Annotated in this window: 12 protein-coding genes; all 12 read left to right on the top strand. The window is 39.5% G+C overall.

What is annotated here, in order from left to right; genetic code table 11:
- Nucleotides 1-188 (top strand): hypothetical protein (locus A9970_RS28485; protein ID WP_220801598.1); only part of this gene is annotated, 188 nt, incomplete at its 5' end.
- A gap of 60 nt (nucleotides 189-248) precedes the next feature.
- On the top strand, nucleotides 249-536 hold the full coding sequence (locus A9970_RS12740; RefSeq protein WP_182982542.1) for a hypothetical protein: 288 nt from the start codon (nucleotides 249-251) through the stop codon (nucleotides 534-536).
- 131 nt (nucleotides 537-667) lie between these two features.
- Complete coding sequence (locus A9970_RS12735) at nucleotides 668-1,084, top strand: type IV pilin protein (RefSeq protein ID WP_112375240.1); 417 nt, start codon at nucleotides 668-670, stop codon at nucleotides 1,082-1,084.
- 1 nt (nucleotide 1,085) lies between these two features.
- Nucleotides 1,086-1,589: a hypothetical protein gene (locus A9970_RS12730; protein WP_182982541.1), complete on the top strand. Its 504-nt coding sequence runs from the start codon at nucleotides 1,086-1,088 to the stop codon at nucleotides 1,587-1,589.
- Between the two features lie 38 nt (nucleotides 1,590-1,627).
- Nucleotides 1,628-3,055 carry a GspE/PulE family protein gene (locus A9970_RS12725; protein WP_310889287.1) on the top strand — a complete coding sequence of 476 codons (1,428 nt, stop codon included), beginning with the start codon at nucleotides 1,628-1,630 and terminating at the stop codon, nucleotides 3,053-3,055.
- Nucleotides 3,055-5,022, top strand: a complete 1,968-nt coding sequence (locus A9970_RS12720) for a secretin and TonB N-terminal domain-containing protein (RefSeq protein ID WP_259655388.1) — start codon at nucleotides 3,055-3,057, stop codon at nucleotides 5,020-5,022. Before A9970_RS12725 ends, A9970_RS12720 begins: the two co-directional genes overlap by 1 nt.
- Before the next feature lie 3 nt (nucleotides 5,023-5,025).
- Nucleotides 5,026-6,261 (top strand): hypothetical protein, encoded by a 1,236-nt coding sequence (locus tag A9970_RS12715; protein ID WP_182982540.1) that lies wholly within the window; start codon nucleotides 5,026-5,028, stop codon nucleotides 6,259-6,261.
- Complete coding sequence (locus A9970_RS12710) at nucleotides 6,239-6,781, top strand: hypothetical protein (protein WP_182982539.1); 543 nt, start codon at nucleotides 6,239-6,241, stop codon at nucleotides 6,779-6,781. Before A9970_RS12715 ends, A9970_RS12710 begins: the two co-directional genes overlap by 23 nt.
- A gap of 38 nt (nucleotides 6,782-6,819) precedes the next feature.
- Nucleotides 6,820-7,629, top strand: a complete 810-nt coding sequence (locus tag A9970_RS12705) for a hypothetical protein (RefSeq protein WP_182982538.1) — start codon at nucleotides 6,820-6,822, stop codon at nucleotides 7,627-7,629.
- A 27-nt stretch (nucleotides 7,630-7,656) separates the two neighbouring features.
- Nucleotides 7,657-8,361 (top strand): hypothetical protein, encoded by a 705-nt coding sequence (locus tag A9970_RS12700; RefSeq protein WP_182982537.1) that lies wholly within the window; start codon nucleotides 7,657-7,659, stop codon nucleotides 8,359-8,361.
- A gap of 47 nt (nucleotides 8,362-8,408) precedes the next feature.
- Nucleotides 8,409-9,320: a hypothetical protein gene (locus tag A9970_RS12695; protein WP_259655387.1), complete on the top strand. Its 912-nt coding sequence runs from the start codon at nucleotides 8,409-8,411 to the stop codon at nucleotides 9,318-9,320.
- A 397-nt stretch (nucleotides 9,321-9,717) separates the two neighbouring features.
- Entirely contained in the window at nucleotides 9,718-13,158 is a 3,441-nt protein-coding gene (locus A9970_RS12690) for a hypothetical protein (protein ID WP_182982536.1), read from the top strand.
- Nucleotides 13,159-13,177: the final 19 nt, after the last annotated feature.

Here is a 13,177-nt window from a genome sequence, read left to right as displayed (position 1 = left end):
GTCCATTAAATACTTTACAAATGACAAATGTTAAGATACAAGATATTGAAAATGTAATAATTGACATTTTGGCAATTTCAACATTGGAATTATTTATTTATGATTCATCTTGTGTTGAATTAATGAAACAACTAAATAGAATCAAAGAAATTAATTTAAGATTTCAAAATTATAATATGGCCTTGTAAAGATTAATTTTTGTAATTTGATGATTTGTGCAGGTGCAAATGTGCTTAATTTGCAGTTGAATGGAGATTTTGAAACTTTTGTCAGACAGTTTTGACAATTTAACTATTAATCTGAGAACCTTCAGGTCCGTTTTTATTTATTTTAATGGTTTTATTTCTTTTAATTTTGAACCTGCTCTAAAAGGTTCAGTATATCCTTTCAAAGCAGGAGTACAAGGTGGGCTTCTTAAAGCAAAAGTTGGAGGTAGTATTTTAGAAGGGAGTTTATCGGCGAAGAAAGAGAAAACAACCGCAACATGTAAAAAATTACACTCTTATCTATTCAGAGAACTATTTTCCAACTACTAAGACTTAAATAATTAAAAAATTCCGAATCAAAAGTTCAAAAGAATCTCCAATAGTAGGATAGAAGTACTGTCAGAGTTAAACGAAAATATTTATATTAGCGCTGATTAAATTAACTTGGGAAAGAAATTGTTATGAAAAGATTTTATAAAAAGCGGTTAAAGGCCTATAGTCTCACGGAAATCCTTGTGGTTATGGTGATTATCGGTATACTGGTGTTGTTGGCGTTACCTAACTTGATGCCATTGATTACCAAAGCCAAAAGCACCGAAGCCAAAGTACAGCTCCAACATTTGCAGACTCTGGAGAAAAATTATTTTTTCGAAAAGTCCAAATACAGTGGCAATCTGGATGAGATCGGTTTTGTGCAGGAGAAATTGAGTACTGACGGGAAAGACGGAAAAGCCAACTACCGCATCGAAATTGTGCGCGCTGATCAGAACACTTTTCTAGGAAGAGCAACTGCTGTAGTGGATTTCAATGGCGACGGCAAGTTCAATGTGTGGGAAATAGACCAAGATAAAAACCTAAAAGAGGTTACCGCAGATTAAGATGTGGTGGACCATATCCATTGCTGTTCTTTTAATCGGTATAGCTTATCAGGATTTTAAACAACGCGCTGTAAGCATTGTTCTCTTTCTTTTACTAGCCATACTGCTTTTGGGACTTAAGTTGACAGAAAATTATTGGCTGGACTCTTATCCGGATATCTTGGCCAATATCTTGTTTTTGACTTTTCAGATGGGTGCCATTCTGGTCTATTTCAGAATCAAAGAAGGGCAATGGGGACGGATCATGGATCGAAAGCTGGGCTGGGGGGATATTGCATTTTTGCTCTGTATATTGTTGTATATGCCCTTTCTGAACTTTTTTCTTTTCCACATCGTCAGTTTAATCACCGCATTGTTGGTTGCTATGGTCAACAAAAATTGGCGGAATCCGCAAAAAGGTATTCCACTGGCTGGTTGCCAGGCTTTACTTTTTTTAGGGTATTTTATTGCCGAACGGATGAATTGGATTGATTGGGATTTGATCGGTCAATCGTTTATGTCATAGCATAGAAAAGTATACCGAATTATTAACAAAGAAGCATTGTGGGGACAGGTTATCATTTTTCAACAGAAATACTGCATGCAATCTCCCGGGATATCGCATGGCACTACCGTATTATTCCATTTGACCGGAATAGTAAGGAAATTCATTTTTATACAGATCGGTCCACGGACCTTTCCGGACTGGAGAATGAGTTGGCTATTCTCTTTGATGAGCATATTATCCTGGAGATTACTTCATCGGCCCAGATCGAAGAGTGGCTCAATAAGCATTACTTTGGCGAAAAACAGTCGGAAGGAAATGAAGCTGTCAAAAATCTAGTCTTCAATGCAGATTTTCTTGATAATTTAATCTACGAAGCAAAACAGCTCAAAAGCAGTGATATTCATATCGAAACTTATGAAAACCGCTGTCGTGTACGCGTTCGTATCGATGGAATGATGGTAGAGCGTTATGTGCTAAAAAGAGGAGATTATCCGGCTTTGATCAATAAGATCAAGATCATGTCCAATCTGGATATTGCCGAAAAACGTCTGCCACAAGATGGGCGTATTCATTACAGACGTAATCAGGATCAGTTTGATATCCGTGTATCGGTGCTACCCACTCTTCACGGGGAAAAGGTGGTACTGCGTCTGCTGAACAATAATGCCACCAATATCCAACTGGATAAATTGGGGATGTCTCCGGAGGATTATGAAAATTACCTCCACGGAGTGAAAAAGCCCAATGGTATTTTGCTGATCAGCGGACCTACTGGTTCGGGTAAGACAACTACCTTATACGCTACATTAAAACACTTAAATAAGACCACAAATAATATTCTGACCATCGAAGACCCTATCGAGTATACACTGGAGGGTATCAACCAGGTGCAGCTCAAGGAAAATATCGGGCTGAGCTTTGGTGCTGCACTGCGTACGTTCTTGCGTCAGGATCCGGATATTATTATGGTGGGGGAGATCCGTGATCCCGATACCGCCAATATGGCCATTCGGGCAGCTCTAACGGGACACTTGGTATTGTCTACCATTCACACGAATTCTGCATGGGGAACGGTATCGCGTTTGATCGATATGGGTATTCCCAATTTTTTGATCGCGAATACCCTGAATACTTCTGTAGCTCAGCGTTTGGTGCGTACGCTTTGCCCCAATTGTAAACGGGAGGAGGAGCTGACAGCCGATCTATACCCCAGACAATTTAAACCTTATTTTACGGTGCATAGGCATGCAGTTGCCGTGGGTTGCGCATCTTGTTATTTTACAGGTTTTAAAGGGCGAAAAGCGGTCTATGAGATTATTCCGATGGATCAGGGGCTGGTGGACGAGATCAAAAAAGGGAATATGCGGGTGGACGAGCAACTAAAAGAACGAAAAATAAAAACACTTGGCGAAAATGCATTTGAGCTTTTCGCTGCCGGGGAAACAACGATAGAGGAAATCTATCCATTACTATTCAATTATTGATGATGAGTTTGAGAACATTATATTTAACCTTATTGCTATTACTGTCTTTTAGCATCAGCACTTTTGCTCAAAATGCGACAGAAAACTATGCGCGCGTGGAACAACGGCTTGAAGCATTGGCAGGGACGGTACCTGGATTACAAAAGAAGGTGAAACTTTCCGTTTCGGGCGTTACGGCGCAGGAATTTCTACGGGCTCTCGCGCAGTCCAATGACCTGAATATCAATGTGGATCCTACGTTGAGTTTTTCCATCGTCAATAACTTTACAGGCGAAACCGCTAAAAACGTACTGCTATTTCTAGCGAAAACGTATAGTCTAGATATCGATGTGATCGGTTCGATTATGACGATCAAAAAATTACCGGAGCCCCAACCTGTTCAGATCGAGAAGGATATCAAGGTACAGTACAATACATCAAGCGATGGACTAGGCTATGAACTGCAGAATGACCCCTTGGGCAAAGTGGCACAAAGGATCAGTTCACTTTCGGGTAAAAACTTAATCGTGCCCACACCCTTGCTCCAGAAGACGGTGACGGGATTTATGGCTGAAGCGCCATTTGAAACGGCATTGGAAAAGTTAGCCTATGTAAATGGGTTGAAATACCGCAAGACCAATGATAATGTGTATGTATTTGAATCCTTGATACCCGGAGAGGAACTGTTTATCAATGACGACCGGCAGACAGATGTTCGTTTTAGACCGGACAATGTAAGTAATCCTGCAAATGGAGCGAATGGAATGAATCCGGGTATGGGTGGCGGGCAGCCAGGTAACTACGCCCTTTATGGAAAAACGGAAGAGGGTAGAGGAAAGCGTTTCACAATTCAGGCAACCAATACGCCAATTATCGAATTGATTAAACGTGCTTCCGAGGAAGCTAACGTTAATTATTTTATCTATAGCCAGATTGACGGAAATATTACGACCAATGTGAAGGATATTTCTTTTGACCAGTTTCTGACCTCTATTTTTCAGGGAACACCGTATACCTTCCGGATGGACAAGGATACCTATTTAATTGGAAACCGTCGCAACGAAGGGCTACGTGATAGTAAGATCGTGCAGCTGCAACACCGGTCGATCGATACCATCATGATGATGATTCCGATGGATTGGCGGAAAGACGTTGAGATCAAAGAATTTAAGGAGCAGAATATGTTATTGCTTTCGGGATCGGGACCACAGATCCGTGAAATTGAAACTTATGTGAAGCAGCTGGATAAATTAGTACCGATGGTATTGATTGAGGTGACGATGTTGGACATACAAAAAGGGAATACCATTAAAACAGGGATCAAAATGGGAGTCGACTCCATTTCTCCTAAAGTAGGGGGTAGCCTTTCTGATGGCTTTACCTTTGGTTCCGGATCTATTAACCGTTTTCTTTCTCAGCTCGGAAAGAACAATTCCTTTAATCTCGGGCGTGTAACCCCTAATTTTTATGTGCGTCTACAGGCCTTGGAGGAGAATAAAAACGTAGAAATTAGATCTGTACCTAAACTTTCAACCCTAAATGGGCATAAGGCGACATTAAGTATAGGCAGTACACGGTACTATGAAATCAAAACACAAAACGTATTTCCCGGATTAACAAATACAAATGTCTTTACCTCTCAATTTAACAAGGTTGATGCGGATCTGGCCATCGACATAACGCCGGTTGTTTCGGGGGATGATCAGATTACCATGAAGATTAAAGTAAATATTTCTGACTTTATTGGAACACCAAAAGATAATCAACCACCGCCAACATCCAACAGTAAATTTGAGTCAATTATTCGTGCCCGTAACGAAGATATGATTGTATTAGGTGGAATTGAGCGTACTGAAAATAGTAATAGTGGGAGAGGGTTACCACTTTTATCCCGTATTCCTATTTTGAAATGGCTATTTAGCAGCCGGGAGAAGACCACACAGAAGGTTGTCTCAGTCGTCTTTATTAAACCAACGATATTGTATTAATCCATGTTAAACAGGATCAAGGAAAAATATCAATTACATACTTGTGTCGGCGTTTCTCTTCGACAGGATTCTGCCGGTCTTTCCATTCGTTGTTGCAAGGTCAAGTTGGAAAAAGACCAACTTGAAATTGAAGATACCTGGGAGGTAGACGACTGGGAACTTATCACAAACAACAAGTACAAAGATACACCTGTTGCACTTCACCTTGATTCGAGACAGATCCTTATCAAAGAGACTACACCGATGGATCTGGATGAGGAGCGGTTGAAGTCTATATTCCCCAGCTATGATGCGGATCGTTTTTATCATGGGCAGTTGCAAGGAGAATCAAAGCAATGGGTGGCTTTTGTGCGAAAGGATTATATTGTGGAGATGATCGACAGATTTGCTGTTAGCGGATATCAGGTTATCAAAGTGTTTGTTGGTCCCTTTGTGCTGGACGCGATACTTGGTCAGATCAATAGTTATGGTGATGCTTACACTTTTGACGGACATTCCATACGGATCGGTGCTGAAAACAAACAATGGCAAGAATATCGGTATGGGCAGGAGTTCGAGAGCCGATTTGCCTTAAAAATTGGCGATAACCCGATTAAACCGCAGTATGTGACCGCTTATGCAACTGCTTTTTCAACTTTGATGGCCGATTATATCCCAGAGTATGGGCTGTTTATTCCCGAAGTTGAAGAACAACGTCAAAGCTGGCTCGAAAAACAAAAGTTCAAAGTGAACTTGGTGATACTAGTTGCTGTTTTTTTTCTTTTGCTGTTGGTGAACACGTTCTTATTTAGTCATTATTATCAGGAAAATATGGCCTTGGGAGATCGGGTAAGTAGTCAACAGAGCACGGTGCAGGATTTAGGAAAGTTAGAAGGGGGAATAAAGAGCAATGAGCAGCTATTGGCAGAACTAGGTTGGAATGGTGGTGTTTCCAAAGCCTGGCTACTGGATCAGATCGGCTATTCCATCCGGCAGTTTACGCAGATCAGCCTGGCACAGATCCAGGTCAATCCGCAATCAAAAGGACTCGGGAATACAGTGATCCAACAGGCTGACCAGATCATCATTAAAGGGAATAGTCCAACTTTGGAAATGCTCAATCTGTGGCTGCGTGAACTCAAGAATAATCCCTGGATCGCAAAGGTCAGTATTGAGGAATATGGCAACAAGCAACAGGACGAAACGATGGATGCCTTTACCATAAAGATAAACTACAATGATAAAGTGGAAGGAAATTGATTATAAAAAACGCAATAAGCTGCTGTTTGCGGGTGCCGGGACTCTCCTGGTGCTTGCATGGTTTTTGGCCTTCCAAAAGACCTATCTGGCCTATCGTGAAAATACACGTTTGAATAGTCTGATCGGCAATGACATCAGTAATAGTACACAGTTTGATTTTACACGGAAGAGTAAAGTTTTGGATAGCCTGAGTAAAGTGTATCAAAGTGACTCGGCAACCTGGAACGATAATTTCCTTTCAGAAGCAAGCCGGGCGATTAATTCACCGCGTATTCAGGTCTATTTCAATAATCTTCCTAAGAATGCTATGCAGGTGGATAGTGCTGCTGTCAAATCCAAGAGCTTAACCTTAAAGGGAGACTATCGGTCTATAGTCGCTTCCGTTGCCGAGCTTGAAAAGATCAATACTTTGGGCTATCTGAGCACGGTGACTTTAAAATTTGACAATAGGAGAGTGTCGGCCAACGAACGTAAAGTAATTGAAGGAGAAGTGGGATTTAAGGTGAAATTGGAGAGGTAAAGAGTTATTCCCGAAATAAGCTAGATTAATAATATTATATGAAAGTTTTTTTATTGAATTGTACTGCTATTCTAGGAATAGTCTCTTTTGCTCAAATAGCCTATGCACAGCAAACTAATGTTTTTCCAACTACTGGAAATGTCGGAATTGGAGTTACCAATCCATCGTCACTTTTGCATATAAACGGCGAAGTTCGCTCGAAGAAAAATTGGATTACTGATGATGGCCAAAGAGCTGCTGAAATAACACCCCAGGGAATCTATTCAGGTGTTGGGAATTGGTCACCGACTTCGCGATCAATTCATTATGAACTTGCAGGTGGTTGGGATTTATCTCAAATTCAGATAAGAGCAGGAGGATCAGATTTAAAAAATACGATTCGATTACAAACCGATTGGAATGGAAGTGGAGTCGATGGAACTGGCGGTGTTTATTTTGGATTGAAAAGTACAGATACCCATGTTATGCTATCCAATGGAAACGTAGGCATTGGTACGTTAAAGCCAACTGAGAGGCTGTCTGTCAATGGTAAAATTCTTGCCCAAGAGATTAGAGTAACAACTGCAGCTGCGGATTGGCCAGACTATGTATTTACCGATGGGTATCAGTTACCAACTCTGAAAGAAACAGCAGAATTTATCGATAAGAACAAGCACTTGCCAGGAGTGCCCAAAGCCACTGAAGTTGAGGAAAATGGACTGTCCTTGGGTGAAATGAATAAGATCTTGATGCAGAAGGTGGAGGAATTAACGTTACATCTTATAGAAAAGGATAAGAAAATCGAAAATCAAGACAAGAGACTGGAAAAGTTGGAAGAGATTGTTGAAAAATTAATAAACAGAAAGTAATCTTTTAATCAATAAAATTTAAAAATTATGAGAAAAGAAAATCTATTGAAATTGGGTGCTTTATTGCTTTTTTGCATTCCGTTCATATCGAAAAGTCAATCAACTTATTTAGTTATTCCAGATACGCGTAGCGTCGCTACAGCGCCTGGTGATTATGTTAGATCCTTAAAGTCAGATTTTAAAATGGGCACATCTGTCGGACTTCCCGATGCTACATATCATACACTTGTTGGTCTCAGAGGCTGGTCTGATGATTCCGGAGGTCCTGCACATGAAATGGCCTTCTCCAACTCAAAGGGGATTTACTACCGTACGGGCACGCTAGCTGCAGGCTGGGGAATCTGGCGAAAGATTTTGGTAGAAAATACGGCCGGTAATGTAGGCATTGGAACCGATGTACCGAAGGAAAAATTGTCTGTAAACGGAAAAATCCGCGCGCAGGAAGTCAAGGTGGAAACAGCCAATTGGCCAGATTATGTATTTAACGATGAATATCAGTTACCAACCCTGAAAGAAACATCGGAATTTATTGAGAAGAACAAGCATTTGCCAGGAGTGCCCAAAGCCACTGAAGTTGAGGAAAATGGGCTTTCTCTAGGGGAAATGAATAAGATACTGATGCAGAAGGTGGAGGAATTGACTTTGCATTTGATAGAAAAGGATAAGAAGATCGAAAAGCAAGATGAAATTTTGAGCAATGTGCTCGAGCGTTTGAAAAAGTTGGAGAGATAAATATAACTATAGACCATAAATTCAATCATTACCAACATTGATCAATTATGAAACAGAAAGCTATCTATTTGAGTAACGTTTTGGAAAATATGTTGTTTTCTAAGGTTGCGGTCCTATTATCATTATTAATGTTATTCGGGATGAACCGAATACAAGCGCAAGTATTTCCAGATATTGTTCGCTATCATACGAGTGTTACTCCCGTAAATGGTTTGAAAATAAAGACAAATATTCCTTTTTCGTCCGGAGCTGATATGATTTCTCTTGAAATTAAGGGGTATAGTTATGGACTTTCGTCGACTTTGGACCTGCACCTCTGTTTTTATATATTTAACAATGCGAACGGTCCATATATTCATATGCCAAATATTTCCTCTTCAGGTTCACATACGCCTACAATTCAGATAGCCAATGAGAACAATTTAGTAGTTATTTATTTCTCTGATAAAGTTTATCATCAGAAATTCTATATCAATGCACATTCAGGGTTGAATAAGCCTACTTATTATCAAGGCTGGACAATTGTAGATGAGCCTTTTACTGGTACGATGGTGGCGGATGCCATTTATAAAAATAGCTTTAGGGGAGAGGTTACACTTCCGGGAGGAAAATGGACGTCTGCGGGCAATGTGGGCATTGGAACAGATGCTCCAACAGAGAAATTGTCTGTTAAAGGAAAGATACGCGCTCAGGAAATTAAAGTGGAAACAGCCAATTGGCCAGACTATGTATTTGCCGAAAGTTATCAATTGCCAACATTAAAGGAAACTGCCGCATTTATCGAAAAGAATAAGCACCTACCTGGGGTGCCAAAGGCTACTGAGGTTGAAGAACATGGACTCTCTTTAGGGGAAATGAATAGAATTTTGCTTCAAAAGATAGAGGAACTGACTCTTCATATGATTGATAAGGATAAGCGGATAGAAGCGTTGGAGAAGAAAATAAAATCAATTGAATAAATAGAATTGCTGTCGTCTTGAAAGGGCTTCCTGTCTTGTGTTTACTATACGTGTACGAAATGTAGCGATGATGAGAATTTAAATTGCCGAATGTTGTTGCTCGATAGATAATAATTTAATCCGAAATTTTGGCTTTAACCTGTTGAATTCAGTTTTTTTAGTAATTGTCTTTAGTGTAGGTTAATCTATAGTAAGGAAATTAGAATCAAAATTTCTTTGATATATTTTTTTTGTGTAAATAAATATTTTTGGAGATGTTGAGTTTATACCGTCGATAATCTCCGTTGATATTTTTGAATCGTTTGTTTGTTTTTGTTTTGAAATTATCAGATATTATTTATATTTGATATTAAGGATTTATTTTTACGTAAATTCTCTCGAATATTAACCGTGTTTTATGAAAAGAAAATTCTTGTTAACTCAGCGTAATTATGCTTGCGGTGTATTTTATAGTGTGAATAGAAATATTTTTTCACTATTAGTTTCTTTGATCTTCGTATTTGCCGTCCCTATTGGCTTATATTCCCAGCAGACAGCAAAAAGCACACCGTCAGGAGAAGGATATAAACAGATGTTGAGAACAGACGTTGTGCCGCCTTCACCAAATGCAGCGAGTCTTTTGGCATACACAAATGTAGGTAATAATTTTGCTAAGGGAACGGTTAACCTCTCAATTCCACTATTTGATGCTGGTAATGATGAAATAAAGCTGCCTATCTCTTTAAATTATAGTTACGATGGCTTCAAACCTAACCAGCAGGTGGGCTCTTCAGGAATGGGCTGGAATCTAATCGCCGGAGGATCGATCTCAAGAATCCCGTTTGGTCATTTAGATGATACTGATGCATCTGGAAGTAATTATAAAGATAGCTATGTTCAGTCGAATATTAATGTTAATCCGACGGAACAATTTATGCTTGCTGTGATCAATGGTAATTATGATACTGAACCCGACGTCTATGAATATAGTTTTGCTGGTTATAGCGGTAGATTTATCGCTTATAAAGGCAAATTTTATTGTATGCCAAATAATAAATTTAAGATTACAGGGGGGAGTACAGGTTATACCATTATTACAGAAGATGGTACCCGATATAGTTTTGGTTCCTATGAGTCGACTTCTCATAAAGTCAATGGAGAATCGTATACTTTACCCAATTATAATTCGACTTATTATCTGACCAAAATTGAGAGCCGTTCTGGCAAAACAGCCATTTTATTTAAATATTCGTCTGATGGACAGATCGAGCAAGGTGGAGCAATATCGCAAACCTATACAAAATTTGAGATGCCCTATGCTTACAACTCAGTTTTGTCTCCAATTTCTTCGACATTTGCCTCTCGAGTGAATGCACTAAGGTTATCGTCCATAGTGACTCCTGACTACACTATAAATTTAAAACCTGGGGATGTACGCGAGGATCTTCGGACAGTATCTGGAAGCTCCTGGATGTTGGGAGGTATCGATATCTCAAATTCTGCTGGAGTTTTCTTAAAAGGTTATAAATTCAAATACGGTTATTTTGGTTCTGGAACATCCAGTGGGAATAAATACCTAAAACTAAAATCTATTATTGAATTGTCGAAATCTGAAAACTTAATGACACCCGCGGAAATCGATGCACTTAAGAAAAATATGCACGTATTTTACTATTATGATGAAGAAGTAAATTACCCCACAAAATTGTGGGCCAACGTGGATGTTAATGGTTATTACACTGGACGTGGTGATTTTATAGGCACCTTGGTTCCCAATATTTATTACACTAATGGCCCGGATCGCTCTTCTACACTAGAGGGCACAGTCATGGGAGCACTTCAGCGTGTTGTATATCCGACGGGCGGTAATACTCACATTGAATATGAACTGAATGATAAAGGACTTGGACTGAAATATAAAGACGTCTTTACAGGCGTCCAATTACAGGCAGGAGGTTTCTTTGATGAAAACATGCCCCCTATACGGAAGCGTTTTGTGATTCAGCAAGCACAAGATATCACATTTTTTATTCAGCGCAAAGCATACTCACCTTATGGCGACAATATAGCAAGAAACAATGTGCCTGATCTATATATCTATTTGATAGAAGGCGGAGATGGTTTGACGTTGCAGAATTCTATCAAATTAGGACTGGAGTCTGACGGCGCAGGTTACAATTGGAATATTCGTCTCCTCCCAGGCGAATATGAGGCTAGGGTAGAGAATGATGTGAAGGAAGAGTATGTAAAATGTGAATTTAATTACAAAAACCCTGGCACAGAACTGATTGTTGGCGAGAAAACCTCGGGATTAAGAATGAAAACTATAGAAGTTGATCCTTTGATTGGGCAAAAAATGCGGAAAGAATATAAATATCTAAATGCCTTGGGATATTCTAGCGGGTCGGATATGCGGCCGAATTTTTCAGCCAAAGGCTATACCCAGCTCGTATGGGAGAATGGATCACCTACGGTTACGATTATGCCGGGAATAATCTATAGTTCTTCAATAGCTTCATCCGGTGCTTTCGGGCAAACCTATTATTATAGTGTGGTCGACGAACTACAGGTAAAAGGAACAGATACCTTAAAGACACGCTATAGCTACAAGGATTACGACAGGGTATTTAATCTCGATGCTGATCTGGATTCGGTTGTTACCTACCGCAAAGTGAACAATAAATTTGTGCGACTCACCAAAAAGGAGATGGATTATAAAATTCAATACGATACTATATTCAATTTCTTAAGGGTTGAACAGACAAAGGGTACACTTGGGATGAGCGGTCCATCTGCCGAACCACCTTATGCTTTCAATCCTGAAATAGGGGTTCATTATCAGGTCTGGAAGTCCCTTTTCAAGGAAAGAGAGTATAGTTATGAAACCGGTGAGCCAATACTAAATACAAAGGAATATATCTATGATAACAATCATAGAAACCTAAAATTACAACGGAACACAACCTCTGATGGTAATCTTTTGCTATCCAAATATAAATATCCGGAAGACTACGTTGGAAGTATTTCAGCTGGTTTCCTGAATGCAAATGTGAGAAATGTCGTACTTGAGGAACAGATATGGAAAAAGCGAACTTCAGACTCCTCCCTTGTGGATATGACTGTCACTCAATATGACAATAGCATTTTTAAACCAATTAAAATATTTAAGCCTGATGGAGTGATTACTGCACTGAATTCAGAATCTAAAACAGGACAACTATTCAATAATCTGTTAAGCGACACTAGGCTTTCTGATCGGGTTATTTTTACCTACAATGCAAACGGCCAGCTGATAACACAAAAGTTGAAGCAAGGATCTTCCACTTCTTATAAATACGGTTATGCATCGAATCCTTTGCTGGTGGGATACCCTTCAGTTGGAATGGAGGTTGTTGGACAAGTTGTAAACGGGGAAGAAAATGAACTGTTTTATGAGGGGTTTGAAGAAAACGGTCTTTCAGGAAATGCACATTCAGGAGCCAAATATTTCTCTGGATCATATGCACTATCTTGGCAACGCCCGAATAATAAATCATATACGCTTGAATATTGGCTATTTCAAAACGGAGTTTGGAAATATATGAAGCAGGCCTATACGGGCAACATCACTATTGCTGCTCCAAACGGAATTGACGATGTACGTATATATCCTCAGGACGCTTCCGTCACAACCTACACGTATTATCCAGGAATAGGTGTACGCAGCATAATATCACCCAGTGCGGAAACTAGTTATTTTTTCTTTGACGAATTCAACAGATTGAAGTCAATCGAAGACGATAATCATCATATAAAGAGTGTTTACGATTATAATTATGTAGAGGTTGTAAGCCCTTCTGCACCAGTGGTACAACCTTAATTTTACATTGTAAGAAATT

It is taken from the genome of Sphingobacterium sp. UME9 (genome assembly GCF_014170215.1).
Lineage (GTDB): Bacteria > Bacteroidota > Bacteroidia > Sphingobacteriales > Sphingobacteriaceae > Sphingobacterium > Sphingobacterium paramultivorum.
Note: the sequence above shows the minus strand (reverse complement) of the source record. Positions and strands in the feature narration are given on the sequence as shown.